This is a genomic window from Flaviflexus equikiangi (assembly GCF_014069875.1).
In the GTDB taxonomy this organism is placed as follows: Bacteria; Actinomycetota; Actinomycetes; order Actinomycetales; family Actinomycetaceae; genus Flaviflexus; species Flaviflexus equikiangi.
The window spans coordinates 2,301,097-2,317,371 of sequence record NZ_CP059676.1; the positions used below are offsets into that span (position 1 = coordinate 2,301,097).

Below are 16,275 nucleotides of genomic sequence, written 5' to 3' on the forward strand. Positions count from 1 at the left end.
GCCCGCCGCGGGGCTGCTCTACGCTGACGCCGCTGCGCCGATGCTCGCGGCGACAAGAGCCTTGATCTTGTCCGGGCGGAACCCTGCCCAGTGGTCACCGCCTGCCATGACGACGGGTGCCTGCTGGTAGCCCATCGCCTTGACCGCCTCAAGCGCCTCGGCATCTTCTGTCAGATCGATCAGCTCGTACTCGAGGCCTGCCTTGTCGAGAGCCCGCTTCGTGGCGTTGCACTGCACGCAGGCCGGCTTCGTGTAAACGGTAATGCTCATCGAGCGCTCCTTCTTCCCACATCTGTCATTGTTCTTCTGCCGCGAAAGCCGCGGCGCCATCATGATCGAACTCCGACACTACACCTTGTGTTCCATTTTCGCACAACCACTAGATGGTGTGTTTTGACGTCTTGCTCACGACCATTGTGTGGACGGTCGGTGGATAACCTGTGGACGGCTCCAGCGACAGTCCGACAAGGGTCGAGACCGCCGCTCACCATCACCGGGTCGGATCATCATGGCAGGGGCCTCGGACAGAAACATCGACCAGTCCGATGCTGCGTCCACACGGTGTGGAAAGATTTCCCCAAAGTTATCCACAGCTGTGGATACAGGTGGGAGATCCGAGCGAGAATCTCGGCGTGTTGCACACCCGCGTGTTCGAACCTTCCCTGGCCCCGCGGCAAACCGGGCGAGCGATATCCCGCCCCACTCCACCCGCCGGCCACCAAGGGTGGGCCTCCGCCACGCGCGGCTTCGATAACGTATGCAAAACGTTATCCCAGAGGAATGGGTGAGCCGAGGCACACTTGATAGTCTGTACCTGGAGATTCCATCAACATGATCTACCGCACGCCTGCACGCCTACGCTTCGTAGGGCGGGACCAAAGAAATAAGGAGAGTTCATGAGCGAAACTGCAAAGCTCATTCTCGATGGCAAGGAATACGAATTCCCTGTCATTACCGGCACGATGGGAGAGAAGAGCATTGACATCAGCAAGCTCCGCTCGACCACGGGCTACATCACCCTAGACGACGGCTACAGCAACACAGGCTCATGCCAGTCGGATGTCACCTTCATCGATGGCGAGAAGGGCATCCTCCGCTACCGCGGCTACCCGATTGAACAGATCGCACAGAACTCAAGCTTCATCGAGGCAGCTTATCTGGTGATCTTCGGCAAGCTCTGCAACCAGCAGGAGCGCGATGACTTCGCCGACCTGCTGAGCGAGAATGCACCGCTCCACCAGTCGATGCTCAAGCACTTCGATGGCTATGGCTCGAACGGTCAGCCCATGGCGATTCTGTCCGCCATGGTCAACTCGCTCACCGCGTATGACCCGCAGGTTATGCACCCGGAGGACGAGAACGACCTGGTGTATGCTGCCGCGTCGCTGATCTCGAAGGTTCGGACGATCGCCGCCGCGTCCCACAAGACGACAATCGGCGAACCGATCATCTATCCCCGAAAAGATCTCAAGTACGTGGAGAACTTCCTCCACATGATGTTCTCGACCCCGTACTCCGAGTACGAGCCGACCCCGGAAGTCGTCCGCGCCCTCAACATGTTCCTCGTGCTCCACGCGGACCACGAGCAGAACTGCTCGACATCGACAGTGCGCATGGTTGCATCGTCCAAGGCCAACATGTTCGCCTCCGCCTCCGCCGGCATCTCCGCCCTGTGGGGTCGCCTCCACGGCGGTGCGAACGTTGCCGTCATCGAGATGCTCCAGAAGATCCACGACGAGGGTGTCGACCCGTCGGTCTTCATGAACGAGGTCAAGGACAAGGAGTCGGGCCGCAAGCTCATGGGCTTCGGGCACCGCGTCTACAAGAACTTCGACCCGCGTGCGACGATCCTCAAGGATGCCGCCTTCGACATGCTGGAGAAGATGAACATCGAGGATCCGCTCCTCGATGTCGCCCTCAAGCTCGAAGAGGTCGCCCTCCAGGACGACTATTTCGTTGAGCGCAAGCTCTACCCGAATGTCGACTTCTACTCGGGCATCATCCTGCGCGCCATCGGCATCCCGCTCGACATGTTCACCGTCATGTTCGCCATCGGCCGCATGCCAGGCTGGATTGCGAACTGGAAGGAAGTCCACGAGGACCCCAAGGCCCGCATCTACCGTCCCCGCCAGGTCTACCAGGGCGAGGTCGACAAGTTGTGGGTTCCGCGCGACCAGCGCTGACCTCAGACGCGCCCCTGCATTGAACTGCTCCCCGGACTGAGAAATCAGTTTCCAATCCGGGGAGCAGTTCACAATTAACGGGCGGCACATATGTCACGAAATCACCTTCGAGCACCATCGTGACTGGAGCAGAAGCCACCATCATCAAAACGGTCACTGCACCCGTATCAGCACCGCAACGTGCCCTAATCGGACGAGTGGGCGATGTGCGTGATATGCATTAAACACGCGGATTGGCGCGGTTTCCCCTGGTAGCGTGGAGGCGTCAACGCTGGCGATAGAGGGTTTTCCCATGCCCACGGCACTCAGACTGATCGTTGACTCACCACCACGAGATCTACTTGATTTGACCCGAAGTGAGGTGCAGAGGGTATGGCAGTCACGTCGGGACATCGTCGACAGTGGGGCGCGGAGAAGACGACCGCGCCGATGTCGATCAAGCATCCGGTGCCATCGCTGCGCAAGATCGTCGCAGGCCGTCTCGCTATCATCGTCACCATCGTGGCCTGGTTCATGTATGTCGTCACGACCATCATGCGCGAGTTCGTCGAGGGTGACACGGAGTCGCTGCGTTTCGTCCTCGAGGCGGTCTCCTACGTCTTCGTCGTCACGGCCCTGACCTTCTCCGCGTCCATGTATCTCTTGGCACGCCAGGGAGCCCTCTACCGTTTCCGCGATCACATGCGGACTCCGCGTGGCCCACTCGATCAACACTTCGACCAGGGAACCGGGCACGAGATCACCGTCCTCATCCCCTCCTATAAGGAGGAGCTTGACGTCGTTGCCAAGACGGTGTGGTCCGCAGCCTTGCAGGAGTTCCCGAGCAAGAGGGTCGTCCTCCTCATCGATGATCCGCCCAATCCGACGGATCCGGCCGACATTGAACAGCTTGCTGCGACGAGGAGCCTGCCCGTCGCCATTGCGGAGGAGATGGCTGCTCCCCGCAAGCGTTTCGAAGAGTCATCCGATCTTATCCTCAACGAGCTCGCGTCCTCTCAGCACGTCAGCCGGGAAGTCCTGGCCCACGTCTCCGAGGATTACGGCTACGCGGCAGAATGGCTCGAACGCAAGGCTGAGAACCATCCCATGGTTGACCATACAGATGCGTTCTTCGCTGATCGTGTCCTGCTCGGCCTTGCAGGGGACCTGCGGCTGACGAAGATCGCTTTGGATGGAGCGTTGGCGCAGGACACTGCACCCCCTCCGGAGCGGCTGCGCCAGCTCCACAACCGTCTCCTGTGGATCTTTTCCGCTGAGGTCATGGCTTTTGAGCGGAAGCAGTTCCATTCGCTGTCGCACGAAGCGAACAAGGCGATGAACCTCAACGCCTACATCGGGCTCATGGGGAAACGATGGAACGTCGAACCGTCGGCTGCGGGCAATATTCTCGTCCCCGCAGCGCCCGAGGGCGACTGCGATCTCGACGTGCCGTGGACGACCTACATTCTGACTCTCGATGCTGACTCGATGCTGCTGAGGGATTACTGCGTTCGCCTCGTCCACGTCCTCGAGGAGCCCGGCAACGAGCGCATCGCCGTCATACAGACCCCCTACTCGTCCTATCGTGGCGCCCCCAGCCGCATTGAACGCATGGCGGGGGCGACAACCGATATCCAGCACATCCTGCACCAGGGCATGACCTACTATAATGCGACGTTCTGGGTGGGAGCCAACGCCGTTATCCGGCGAGCGGCCCTGGAAGACATCGTCGAGCGGCAAACGGTGGGCGGGTTCGAGATTCTCACCTACGTCCAGGACCGCACGGTCATCGAAGACACCGAGTCGAGCATCGACCTCGGAACCCACGGGTGGACTCTCGAGAACTATCCGGAGCGCTTGAGCTACAGCGCGACACCCCCAGATTTCGGCTCCCTCATCGTGCAGCGTCGCCGCTGGGCGAACGGCGGTCTTCTCATCATGCCCAAGTTCGCCCGTCAGCTTCGGGAGCGCCGCTACCGCCGCGAGCGCGTCCTCCTGCGTGAAGTGTGGCTGCGCGTCAACTACATGGCATCGATTTCGTGGGCGAGTGCTGGTCTGGTCTTCCTCCTCGCCTTCCCCTACGACAGCCGCCTCCTCAGCCCGTGGGTGATCCTCGCGGCAGCGCCCTATTTCCTCTGCATGGCCTCCGACCTGCGTGACAGCGGTCATCGCCCCTCCGACATCTTCCGCATCTACGGCTTCAATCTTGTTCTGCTGGCCGTCAATATCGCCGGTGTCGTCAAGTCGATCCAGCAGGCTCTCACGAACACGAAGATCCCTTTCGCTCGCACGCCGAAAGTCCAGAATCGCACTGCGGCTCCGGGTATCTACGTGTTCGTGCCGCTCGTCATCGTCGGCTTCTCCATCGTCACCTTCATGCGCGACTATCAGGCAGAGAACTGGGGAAACGCCATCTTTGCCGCAACCAACGCGACCCTGTGCCTCTATGCGATCCTCGCCTATATCGGCGTACGGGCCGCGATCACCGACATGGTGCTGGGCGTGGTCAACTGGCTGTATGTGCCAGAGAAGCAGTCCCGGCGCAAGAGCCGCAAGGCACGCAGGGAGGCTCTTGCCCAGCGTCGGGCCGAGGACGCAGCCCGCCCCGTCGCGTGGGAAGCGATCCTCTATCATGGTGACCGCCGGCTCGGCCGGGACACGGTCCGAAAGAACGACCTCCGCCGCAGGATCAAACCCCGCTAGGGTCTGCCCTGACAGTTTAAGGATTACGACATGTCTCAGCGATTTCCTGGACGCCGGCTATCCCTCGTCCGCCTCACGTTCGTCATCGGCGTGACGGTCGCCCTTGCCATGGGCGGGACGACAGGCTTCCGCACGTGGCAGGACTCGCGCCAGGCGAGCGGGAGCGAGCCGTGGTTCTCCGCCTATGTCGATGTCACAGCAACCCCAACCTACGCCTTCGAGCAGCCGTCTGCGGATCACGAGCTCAACACGGTGCTCAGCTTCATCGTTGCGGCAGAGCGCGACACGTGCGAGGCGAGCTGGGGCACCTACTATTCCCTCGATGAGGCGAATGTTGCCCTCGATCTGGAGCGGCGTATCGCGCGCCTGCGCCAGAGCGGAGGAAACATTCTCATTTCACTCGGCGGCGAAGCGAACTCGAACCTTGCTCTGGCGTGCGATAGCGCCGACAGTCTTGCCGCTCAGTACCGGGACATCATCGATCGATATGATCCTGCCGCGCTCGATCTCGACATCGAGGGGGAGGCTCTCACTGACCTTGAGTCACGCCAGCGGAGGGTGGACGCCATCGCCCAGATCCAGGACGGCGAGACAGACCCCCTCCCCATTTGGCTCACGCTCCCGGTGGGACCGAGCGGGCTCACGACGGACGGCGTGGAGATCGTGCGGGAGTTCCTCGAGGCTGGTGTCTCCATTGCGGGAGTGAATGCGATGACGATGAACTACGCCTCGCAGGAGGCTGCCGACGATCTGGGCCAGGTGGTCATCTCATCGCTCGAGGCCACACATCGGCAGATCATGGCGATCTATGCCGACCACGGCACGCCGCTCGGCTCTCAGACTGCATGGCGGCGGCTTGGCGCCACGCCGATGATCGGCCAGAACAACATCACCGCCGAAGTGTTCTCCCTGGATGATGCGAGGGAGCTTCACGAGTTCGCCACTTCTGTCGGCCTTGGACGCATGTCCATGTGGTCGGCCAACCGTGACCGCACATGTGCGGACGCCTATGCCGCCATCAATGTCATGTCCGATTCGTGCAGCAGCATCGACCAGGGTGAGGAGACGTTCGCTGAGATCCTCAGCGGCGGATTCACCGGATCACCGAGCGAATCCCGTGCCACAGACGATCCTGCCGATAATGTGCGCCCGGAGGATATCGTCGACGACCCCGAGACCAGTCCGTACCCGGTGTGGAATGCGACAGCCACCTATCCTGCGAATACGCGAGTCGTCTGGCGCAAGAACGTCTATTCTGCCGAATGGTGGAACACGGCGATTCAGCCGGATGATCCTGCCTTGAACGCGACGGATAATCCCTGGCACCTGATCGGGCCCGTTCTGCCGGGGGAGACGCCCGTCCCGATCCTGACGCTGCCCGCGGACTATTACCCGCTGTGGGATATTGGCACGACCTACACGAGGGGCGACAGGGTGATGTTCAACGACGTCGCGTACGAGGCCCAGTGGTGGACGGTGGGAGACAATCCTGCCGCGGGTCAAGAGGATCCGGGAGCCTCACCGTGGCGCGTCATCACTCAGGAGGAGATTGAGGTGCTCCTGGCGGAGTAGTGGTTGCGGGGGTCAGACGACGGCGGCAAGCCCGTGGGTTTCGAATCTGAGCAAGGATTCCTCGACGAGAAGCGGCTTTCCGAAACGATATCCCTGCATGTACCTGACGCCCAGGTCTCGAAGAATCTGGTAGACCTCATCAGTCTCGACTCCCTCGAAGACCATGCGAGCATCCATCGAACCCACGAGGTTGACGAGTGCGCCCACGACGAGCCGGGCCTTGTGCTGGCGGATGCAATCCGCCATTGACTGGTCGATCTTCAGCACATCGAAGGGATAGTGCACGATCGACTGCAGGGTGCACGAGTCCCGCCCGAAGTCGTCGAGCGCAACGTGGAGCCCGTCGACCCCCATGGCCCAATTGAGACAGGAGATGATCTCTCGGGAGTGGCGGTCGAGCGAGGACTCGCCCAGTTCCAGCGTGAGTTCGATACCGCTGCCACCCCACTCGGATGCGAGAGCATCGGCGAAATCGGGGTCGACGAGCTGCTCGACATCGATGTTGACGTGGAGGCTCGTGAGAGTCGGCACGACGCTCTGGAATCTCTTGAAGTCAGCGAGCGAGGTCTTGACGAGGTGGATGCTGAGCTCCGTGAGCAGACCCTCGCATCGTGCCTCATCGATGATCTGCTCAGCCGTGAGGCTGGCGATCGCATCGGTGCCCGGCCGGACGAGAGCCTCCAATGCGACGATCGTGCCGGTGGTCGTATCGACGATCGGCTGGTAGGCGAAGACGAGATTGGATGCTGAGATCGCCCGCGCAACAGCCGCGCTGTTCTCCCGCGGCCGGGTTGTGTTGTGTGCCGTTTCGCCACCTGCTCCCGATCGTCGAGCTCTCCGACCCGCATACATGAGAGCATCTGCTTCTTCTACAACATGTTGAATATCATCCGTTGCCCCCGAAGAGAAGGACAGACCGTAGGACAAGACGATCGGTATCTCCACGTCGTCGACGCGGACCGGGTCGACAACGCTCATGAGGACCTCATCAACCCGACTATGTGCGGTCTGTTCGTCGTGAACGCCGGTGATGACGAGAACGAACTCGTCACCGCCCACGCGCGCCACGAACTCGTTCTCTCGAATGTGATCGGTAAACCGAGCGCCGAGGGATTTCAGGATGACGTTTCCAGCCTGGTGGCCGTAATGGTCATTGATGTACTTGAAACCATCGATATCGATGTAGGCCACAGCGAAACCGCCCTGCTCGCCCTGAGCGGTCCTGTCGAGCACCTCCATGAAGGCGCGATAGTTCGGTAGCCGTGTCATCGTATCCGTGAGAGCCTTCTCGAAAAGGTCATCGTGGTCCTGTCGGACGGTCGACATCGTCGCACCCATGTGGGCTATCGAGTCGAGAATGATGTGATCCGCCGCGAAGAGCGGAGGCTGGTTGCTGCCTCGTCGTGCGATCAAATGACCGTCCGACATCGGGGCAGAGATTTCGTTGATGTTGCGGCCCGCCTCGTGGCGGAACTCGATCTCGTAGTGGGGAAGTGCGGCCCGGACGAAATCCACGGCATGGTCGGGGACGGACTTGTCGTGCGACCAGGGAAGGTCGATGGCTGCGGCATGGAGTCCTTGGAGTTGCCTGTTGAGAGAGTGAAGGGTCCAAACGCTGGCCAGGATATAACACACCATACCAAGGACGAAGATGACGATCGGACCGGCCCAATGAAGTCCCAGAGCAGGGTTGCGGGTCGCGATGAAATCCTGGAGGCTGCGTGCAAGGAAAGACAGGGAGATGAGGCCGAGAATGAGGAGGCCTGCGCGGACGGGAATGATGCCGGCGAGGATCTCCCGCAGGCGCAGAGAGGTCACGACCGACATGCGGATCGTCGACATCGTGAAGCGGGCCAGGAAATAGATGAGCAGGCAGTAGACGGTATAGATTTCGTGCCAGCCGTAGGCCGACGTCAAGAGCTCCAGCACGCCGATCGAGAGCATGGCGCTTCCCATGATGTAGGCGGTCTGCTCTGCAGCATCGCCGACATGGCGGAGACGAGCGAGGAGGCTCACGAAGTTCGCGGCACCGCCGACGGCAAGCGTCGTAGCGAAATCCGAGCTCGTGTAGATGACAACGATCACTGCGGGCGCCGCTCCGAAGATCAGCGTCGCGTCGAGGCGGGACACAGCCGCGGTCAGGCTTCCCACCAGGGCAATGCCGACAAACGTGACGACGATCCACAGCGGATCCCATTCGATACGGGCAAAGAAACTGGAGACGCCGATCAAGGCCAGGGACACCACGGTCCACAGAACTCCCCACACGAGGGTCGCGCGATCGCTCAGCTTCCGCGGGACGGGAGCGTGATGGACGAGCCCTCCACGGAAGAAATCCGAAGAAGTCATAACGTTAACGTATCGCTAAGCGCGCCACACCACGCCTGTTTATCATGCACGTCACGTGTTCATTGTCTCTCACACGCACCTCTGAGCACCCTCAGCACTCGACGACGTTGACAGCCAGCCCACCTGCAGAGGTCTCCTTGTATTTCGAATGCATGTCTGCGCCCGTCTGGCGCATGGTCTCGATGACGGCGTCGAAGGAGACCGTGTGCTGGCCGTCGCCCCAGAGGGCGAGCCGGGCGGCGTTGATGGCCTTGACGGCGCCGATGGCGTTCCGCTCGATGCAGGGGATCTGCACGAGACCACCCACCGGGTCGCACGTGAGCCCCAGATTGTGCTCCATGGCGATCTCGGCAGCATTCTCGACCTGTGCCGGTGTCCCGCCGAGCGCTTCCGCAAGACCCGCCGCCGCCATCGCACTCGCCGATCCCACTTCGCCCTGACATCCCACCTCCGCGCCGGCTATCGACGCATTCGTCTTGATGAGGGCGCCAATTGCGGTGGCGGCAAGGAAGAAACGCCGTGCACCATCATCGTCTGACCCTTCGACGTGATGCCGATAGTACGTGTACACGGCTGGGACGATCCCTGCAGCACCGTTTGTCGGTGCGGTGACGACACGGTGTCCCGATGCGTTCTCCTCGTTGACCGCGAGCGCCCACAGGTTGACCCAGTCGATGCCGTACATCGAGTCGCGCTTGGTGCTCTCGCTCAGCTCCCGATAGAGACTGGGGGCTCGCCTGCGAACGCCAAGACCCCCGGGCAGGACGCCCTCTGTGGCGGTCCCTGCTTTGATGCAGTCCGTCATGGCAGCCTGAATGTCTGAAATGTACTGGAGGACCTCCCCGCGTTCCCGCGCGGCGGTCTCATTGGCCCACACGATGTCGGAAATCCTCTTCCCTTCGCTGATGCAGAGGGTGAGGAGCTCATCGGCCGTCGAAAAGGGGTAGGGAGCGCGAGTCGAGTGTGCCGCTTGGGATTCGCTAGTCGCCATTGCTCGCACGTCCGGGTTCGCTGCGGGATCCTCGGACAGGTCTTCCATGATGAAGCCGCCGCCGATGGAGTAATAGGTTCGGGCAAGCCTCTCATCCCCCGCATATGCCGTGATGGTGAGCGCGTTGACGTGGTAGGGGAACCGGATTCGCGGCGTCAGGAGCATGTCCTCCTCGAGGTCGAAGGGCACTGTCCCGAATCCTGCGACGGTCACGTGCCCAGTGGTACGAACCTCGTCCATGATCCCGTCGACCGCTTCCGTGCCGACACTTTCGGGACGATATCCTGCCAGGCCTAAGATGACGGCCCGGTCGGTCCAGTGCCCCCGCCCTGTCGCCCCCAAAGAACCGAAAAGCTCGATCGTCACTCGATCGAGGTCCCGACCCTGCCACGCGTCGTACAGCAGGCGGGCGAAGGCGTGGCCTGCCTTCATCGGCCCGACCGTGTGAGACGAGGACGGCCCGATGCCGATCCGGAACATGTCGAAGACTGATAGCGGACGGTTGGCTTGGTCTGCTCGGAGCTGGCCGGAGACGATGGCGGCGGGGAACGAATGCATGGGTCCTACCCTTCGGGGGCGATTGGTAATCGGTTCCGGAGTGCTGGCACGACATGCTTGGCGAGGAGTGGTGCCAAGTCTGTCGGAGGGTTAGCGGCGAGATCGAGCCACGTGATTTCGGCTATCTCTGCGCGTGGGTGGAGTGTTGACTTCTCATCGTCGGTCAACGGTGCGGCAACGAATATGGTGGATGATACACGCCAACCCGGCTCGTTGGCGGCGATTTCGTCATATGCCCCCAACAGAGTCAACTGGTCCGAGGACCGCGTCAGCCCCACCTCTTCGAGGACTTCACGAGATGCGGCCTCGATGGCGGTCTCTCCCGGTTCGAGTTTTCCGCCGACAAGCATGAACTTGTGGGTGTTCTTCTTCCGGACGGTGAGGAGCCGGCCGTTGTCGACGAAACAGACTCCTGTGATCGTGAGGATCATAGACGTTCGTTGATCCGTTCGACCTTGGCGGTCAGCTGGCCCGAATATCCTGGCCGAATGTCTGCTTTCATGACGAGAGACGCTCGCGGTGAGACCGCCAGGACGGCATCTGTTGCCTCTTTGACGACTGCCATGACCTCATCCCATTCACCTTCGATGGTGGTGAACATGGAGGTGGTTTCGTGCGGGAGGCCGGACTGTCGGACGATGGCGACGGCGGCGGCGACAGCTTCGGAGACTGACCCGTCCTCGGCCTGGGAGGTTGCAGGTGCGACAGAAAATGCTAGTAACATCCTTTTACGTTAGTTGACCAACCGGCCCGAATCTAGGTTAAGGGTCGCGCTAAAGACATCAAAAAACGCTCGGATCGCGATACAGTGAGATGATACAAAGCGCAGAGGAGTCCCTATGCCAACCATGAACGTTGAATCCTTCAACCTGGATCACCGGTTCGTCGACGCACCCTACATTCGCGTCGCCGACGTCAAGAAGCTGCCGCACGGAGACATTCTCACAAAATATGATGTCCGCTTCTGCCAGCCCAATGTGGACCACCTCGATATGGCGACCATTCATTCGATCGAGCACACGTTCGCTGAGCTGTCCCGGAACCATTCGGATGCGGTCATCGATTTCTCTCCGATGGGATGCCAGACGGGCTTCTATCTGCTCATGGCAGGCGAACATTCGGACGATGAGATTCACAGTCTCGTCGCTCAGACTCTGGCGGATCTTATCGACGCTGATGAAGTTCCCGCAGCCAACGAGGTGCAGTGCGGGTGGGGAGCGAACCACAGCCTCGACGGCGCGAAGCAGGCTGCCCGGGCGATGCTTGATCAGCGCCACTCCTGGGCCCAGGTCATGAAGGCCTAGCCATGCGTACAGCTGCCGCCATCGTTCTCACCGCCATGCCGGAAGAGGCCAAGCCCTTCCTCGACAAGGCCCGCCTCACCCAACGCGTCGGGGAACTCACGACGCCCTCCTCGTTCAAGGCCTGGTTCCTCGAACTCGCCTCTCCCCGGATCCTCCTCGTCCAGACCGGTATCGGCCAGACCGCTGCCGCAAGCGCACTGACATGGGCGCTCGGACAGGTCTCGACTCGGGACGTCTTCATCTCCGGGACAGCGGGAGGCCTCCACACCTCTGTCAACGTCGGCGACATCATCGTCGGCAGCGAATACCGGTATGGGATGGCAGATGCGACGGCGTTCGGGTACGAGCTCGGCCAGGTCCCTGGACAGCCTGTCACATTCACGGGGTCTGACAGAGTTCTCCAGGCACTCGACCTCGTCGATGGCAAGAACATTCGACCGGGCCTCATGCTCTCCTCGGACAGCTTCATCACGGCGAAGAATGTCAGTGCCGTCCGTGACGCGTTCCCGGACGCTCTGTCGACTGACATGGAATCCACTGCGGCAGCCCAGATCTGCCACGCGTACGGGACAGGTTTCGCCGCTGTTCGCGCGGTCTCCGATCTGTGCGGGCCTGCCGCAGATCAGGACTTCCACATGGAACTGGACAAGGCTGCGAGTCTCGCAGCAGACACGACACTCGCCCTCATCGCCCTCCTGCGCGGAGGCGACCGCCCCGATCGTCGTCGCCGCCAGTTCGGCCTCGATGCTCTCTACGCCGCTCTCTACACCGTCATCGCCATCGACAATGAGCTCGAGCCGAGCGATGCGAGCGGACTCGACCTCGACATGTCGGATCTGACTCGTGACCTGCACGAGGAACAGGTGGCGGCCTTTGCCGAGCTGATCGCTGCAGGGAAGGCCTTCGTTGCCGAGAACCCCCACGGTCGGATCACATCCCAACGGTACGATGCGATCAGAGCAGAGATTCTTCACGACTTGAATCTGGCCGGCGGACGAGGACGGCAGACGTGGCCGCCTACTTCACAGACGATCATGAAACGTTTCGATGGCTACTGGAACAACGCGATGACGTCGATCGGCCTCACGAGCGGCAGCGGGCGCCGTCGGGGTGGATTGAGGTATTCGGATGAGGATTATCGCTCCGCCATCCGTCTCTACCATGAGTCGATGACCGCCCAGCGGAAGAACCCGTCCTATTCCGGCTATCAGCAGTGGTTGGCCGACCAGGACAAGGCCTTCCCCTCGGGCGCTTCGATCCGCCAACACTTCGGCACGTGGGCGGACGCAATCCTCAGCCTCTACGAGGAGCGCTAGAAGCCCTCCGCGGCGCTACTCCCGGCGTGCGGGGGCTTCCCCGGTTCACCAACCGCTCCCCCTCATCGACCGGCGTACGCAGATCGTCTCTGCGTAGCCGTGGGGCATCCTTCGCACCACAGCCGCCGGTGGGTGCGCGATGCGGCTTAGCCGGTGAAATGGAGCCTAGAGCCCCTGCCTGTCCCATTCGCGTGCCAGGCTGACAAGGGATTCTTCGCGCGCGGCGGGATCGTAGGCGTAGCAGGTGAGGATCACTTCATCGAGTGCGTGCATGTCCACGAAGCGGCCGATCTGCTCAGCGACTGAACCGGGAGTACCTACGATGAGTCTCGGATCGTTTCGCGGCAATGGTTCAACCTTCTCCTCCGCCGGCGGCTGGAGGGGACCGGCCGCTCCGAAACGAAGCTGGTTCTGCAATGCCCTGTGGGTGGTTGCGAGATAGAGGGCTTCCTCCTCGGTATCCGCCACCATGACGTTCACCCCGGCCATCACCGTCGGTTGAGACACCTGCGCCGTCTCCGCATCAGTCCGGAACCGGTTCCGGTAGACGCTGAGGGCGGCTGACATGTGGGTCGGTGCGAAATGCGAGGCGAACGAGAACGGCAACCCCAGCTCGGCGGCGACCTGGGCGCCTCCCGTTGACGATCCCAGCATCCAGAGGGGCACGTGCGTGCCTTCGCCGGGGATCGCACGGACGGTGCGATGGAGGTGCTGGGGGTTCACGGACAGTCCGAGAACGGAGGCTTGCGCACCAGACACGCCGTCCCCCTGTTCGATGTCGCCGAAGAACCGCTGCAGTTTGAGCACGTCTGCCGCGACATCGTTGAGGTCGGAGCCTCCGCGACGGAGTTCCGCGGCCGTGACCGGATCTGTCCCGGGGGCGCGTCCGAGCCCCAGATCAACCCTGTCGGGGTAGAGCGTGGCAAGAGTTCCATAGTATTCGGCAACCATGAGCGGCGAATGGTTGGGAAGCATGACCCCGCCGGAGCCTACCCGAATCGTCGATGTATGCTCGGCTGCCCGCCCGAGAAGGAGAGCGGTGGCTGACGACATGAAGGTCGACGATCCGTGGTGCTCCGCCATCCAGAACCTGTGGAAGCCGGCCTGTTCCGCCGCCTGCGCGAGCCTCAGGGAGTCATCGAGTGCCTCTTTTCTCGTTTTCCCGACAGAGGCGGGGGCAAGGTCGAGGATGCTGAGCGGTGTTGTCATACCGCTACTCTTCCCGACCCTGCCCTCAGCATTCAAGCACTGATGCTACTGGCGAACCCCCAACTGCCACAGCACGAAGGCTCTCCGCAGAGCCTGGTCCTCCCATGCGTTGTAGCGGCCCGACCGTCCGCCGTGGCCCGCCACCATCTCCGTCTTCAGCAGAAGGGGCCGGTCCTCACCGTTCGTCGCCACATCCTGAAGGCGGGCTATCCACTTGGCGGGTTCGACGAAGAAGACTCGCGTGTCGTTGAGGGAGGTCGTGGCGAGTATTGCCGGATACTCTTTCGCCTCGACATTCTCGTACGGGGAGTAGCTCTTCATGTACTCGTAGACCTCGGGATCATGGTAGGGATCCCCCCACTCCTCCCATTCTCCGACCGTCAATGGCAGGGAAGGATCGAGGATGGTTGTGAGAGCATCCACGAACGGCACCACGGCTGAGATGGCACGGAAGCGATCCCCTCCCATGTTCGCGACAGCTCCCATGAGCATGCCGCCCGCACTGCCGCCCTCTGCCGCGAGACGGCCCCGGTCCACCCACCCGGATTCGTGCAGGTGGTCGGCTGCGGCGATGAAGTCTGTGAAAGTGTTCTTCTTCTGGAGCATCTTGCCCTCGTCATACCACTGCCTCCCCATCTCACCCCCTCCGCGAATGTGTGCGAAGGCGAAGACGACGCCGCGGTCGAGGAGGGAGATGATGGAGACCGCGAAGGAAGGATCGACAGAGATCTCGTACGAACCGTAGCCGTAGAGCAGGCCCGGGTTTGTGCCATCCGGTTCTATGTCGGCCCTGTACGCGAGCGTCAGCGGGATCCTCGTGCCGTCTGCTGCTGTCGCCCATTCCCGGCGCGTCACGTATCTCGAACGGTCATAGTTCGGGACTTCGTTCTCCTTGAGGAGGACCGTCTGCCCTGTCGGTACGGAGTAGCTGTACACGGAGGCTGGCTGGATGAGGGAGGTCAGCGTGTAATCGATCGTTTCCGTGTCATAGTCGTTGTGTGCGAGATCGATCGTCGACAGGTCCGCGCTGGGGAGCACGAACGGCTCACCCCAGCCCTGGTCGCGGGGGATGATGCGAAGCTGCGGCAGCCCGCCCGAGCGCATCGACACGACGGCGAAACGTGCGAACGCACTGACTCCTTCGATCCTCTCGCCAGGGCCTGCGGCGAGGAGCGGCTGCCAGGATTCCGGTTCGCTCGCCCCGAGGTGGGCGGTTGCGACCTCGAAATCTGCTCGATTGAGGTTATGGACGATGAGGAGGTGATCGCCAGCCGGTTCGACGCTGTAGTCGAGTCCATCGCGGCGCGGGGAGACGACGACCATCTCACCGTCTGCGGCGGCCGGCATGATCCGCACCTCGGATGTCAGTCTCGACGAGGAGTGGAGCAGGAGCCACTGCCCATCGCGCGACGTGTAGGGAAGGACGGTGTATTTCTCGTCCTCCTCCTCGTAGATCAGCCTGTCCTCGCTCATCTCCCCGCCCAGGGCGTGGACCCACACCTGGTGGGATCGCCAGGCGTCATCGACCATTCCATAGAAGAGATGGCGGGAATCCGTCGACCATTCCATGCCGTAGCCAGCGCCCGTCACGGCCTCGTCGACGACGTCGCCGGTTTCGATGTTCGTCACTCGGATCGTGAACCGCTCATCGCCCGAGACGTCGATGCCGAGGGCCACGAATCGACCATCCGGGGATACCTCGAAACCTGCGGTGCTGAAGAACTCTCGCCCCTCGGCGAGAACGTTCTGGTCGAACAGCAGCTGCTCGCCGTCGGTCACGACGGACGGGTCGGGCCGCTCATCGCTCTTCGTGCGATGGAAGGAGGCGTAGGCCTTGCCCTCATAGGTTCGGGCGAAATACCACCATCCCCTGTCGAAGAACGGTACGGAGCTGTCCGTCTCTTTCGTCCGCGACTTGATTTCACGGACGATGTCTTTGCGCAGCTGCTCGGTCGGAGCCATCACCTCATCGGTGTAGGCATTCTGTGCGTGGAGGTAGTCGAGAACCTCAGGGTCTGTCTTGTCCCTCATCCACTCGTATGGGTCGACGACAGTATCGCCGTGGAAGCTGCGTGTTGTGGGAATCTTCTTCGCTACGGGAGGCATCATGC

The 16,275-nt window shown here is 61.7% G+C and carries 12 protein-coding genes; 5 read left to right on the plus strand and 7 right to left on the minus strand.

The window, feature by feature from the left end; all coding sequences use genetic code 11:
- Positions 1-18: 18 nt before the first annotated feature.
- On the minus strand, positions 19-270 hold the full coding sequence (gene nrdH / locus H2O75_RS10565; RefSeq protein WP_182171814.1) for a glutaredoxin-like protein NrdH: 252 nt from the start codon (positions 268-270) through the stop codon (positions 19-21).
- A 626-nt stretch (positions 271-896) separates the two neighbouring features.
- Here nrdH and H2O75_RS10570 point away from each other — a divergent pair.
- The 3 genes from H2O75_RS10570 to H2O75_RS10580 all read left to right on the plus strand — a co-directional run bounded on the left by H2O75_RS10570 (position 897) and on the right by H2O75_RS10580 (position 6,437).
- The gene (locus tag H2O75_RS10570; protein WP_182171817.1) at positions 897-2,183 is read left to right on the plus strand and encodes a citrate synthase; all 1,287 of its coding nucleotides are present in this window, start codon (positions 897-899) and stop codon (positions 2,181-2,183) included.
- A gap of 372 nt (positions 2,184-2,555) precedes the next feature.
- Complete coding sequence (locus H2O75_RS10575; RefSeq protein ID WP_220462740.1) at positions 2,556-4,865, plus strand: glycosyltransferase family 2 protein; 2,310 nt, start codon at positions 2,556-2,558, stop codon at positions 4,863-4,865.
- Positions 4,866-4,895: 30 nt separating this feature from the next.
- Positions 4,896-6,437: a carbohydrate-binding protein gene (locus tag H2O75_RS10580; protein WP_182171819.1), complete on the plus strand. Its 1,542-nt coding sequence runs from the start codon at positions 4,896-4,898 to the stop codon at positions 6,435-6,437.
- A gap of 12 nt (positions 6,438-6,449) precedes the next feature.
- Here H2O75_RS10580 and H2O75_RS10585 read toward each other — a convergent pair whose 3' ends face one another.
- The 4 genes from H2O75_RS10585 to H2O75_RS10600 form a co-directional block, all read right to left on the minus strand.
- Entirely contained in the window at positions 6,450-8,786 is a 2,337-nt protein-coding gene (locus H2O75_RS10585) for a bifunctional diguanylate cyclase/phosphodiesterase (protein WP_182171822.1), read from the minus strand.
- Between the two features lie 91 nt (positions 8,787-8,877).
- Complete coding sequence (locus H2O75_RS10590) at positions 8,878-10,335, minus strand: L-serine ammonia-lyase (protein ID WP_182171825.1); 1,458 nt, start codon at positions 10,333-10,335, stop codon at positions 8,878-8,880.
- Positions 10,336-10,340: 5 nt separating this feature from the next.
- Positions 10,341-10,766: an NUDIX hydrolase gene (locus H2O75_RS10595; RefSeq protein WP_182171828.1), complete on the minus strand. Its 426-nt coding sequence runs from the start codon at positions 10,764-10,766 to the stop codon at positions 10,341-10,343.
- Positions 10,763-11,059 (minus strand): thiamine-binding protein, encoded by a 297-nt coding sequence (locus H2O75_RS10600; protein ID WP_182171831.1) that lies wholly within the window; start codon positions 11,057-11,059, stop codon positions 10,763-10,765. The genes H2O75_RS10595 and H2O75_RS10600 overlap by 4 nt, the downstream gene beginning before the upstream one ends.
- Positions 11,060-11,174: 115 nt before the next feature.
- Here H2O75_RS10600 and H2O75_RS10605 point away from each other — a divergent pair, with 115 nt between their 5' ends.
- A complete protein-coding gene (locus tag H2O75_RS10605; protein WP_182171834.1) occupies positions 11,175-11,639 on the plus strand; it encodes an S-ribosylhomocysteine lyase in 465 nt (154 codons plus the stop codon).
- Positions 11,640-11,641: 2 nt separating this feature from the next.
- A complete protein-coding gene (mtnN, locus tag H2O75_RS10610) occupies positions 11,642-12,955 on the plus strand; it encodes a 5'-methylthioadenosine/S-adenosylhomocysteine nucleosidase (protein ID WP_182171837.1) in 1,314 nt (437 codons plus the stop codon).
- Positions 12,956-13,120: 165 nt separating this feature from the next.
- Here mtnN and H2O75_RS10615 read toward each other — a convergent pair whose 3' ends face one another.
- Complete coding sequence (locus tag H2O75_RS10615) at positions 13,121-14,164, minus strand: LLM class flavin-dependent oxidoreductase (RefSeq protein WP_182171840.1); 1,044 nt, start codon at positions 14,162-14,164, stop codon at positions 13,121-13,123.
- A 45-nt stretch (positions 14,165-14,209) separates the two neighbouring features.
- Positions 14,210-16,273 carry a S9 family peptidase gene (locus H2O75_RS10620; RefSeq protein WP_182171843.1) on the minus strand — a complete coding sequence of 688 codons (2,064 nt, stop codon included), beginning with the start codon at positions 16,271-16,273 and terminating at the stop codon, positions 14,210-14,212.
- Positions 16,274-16,275: the final 2 nt, after the last annotated feature.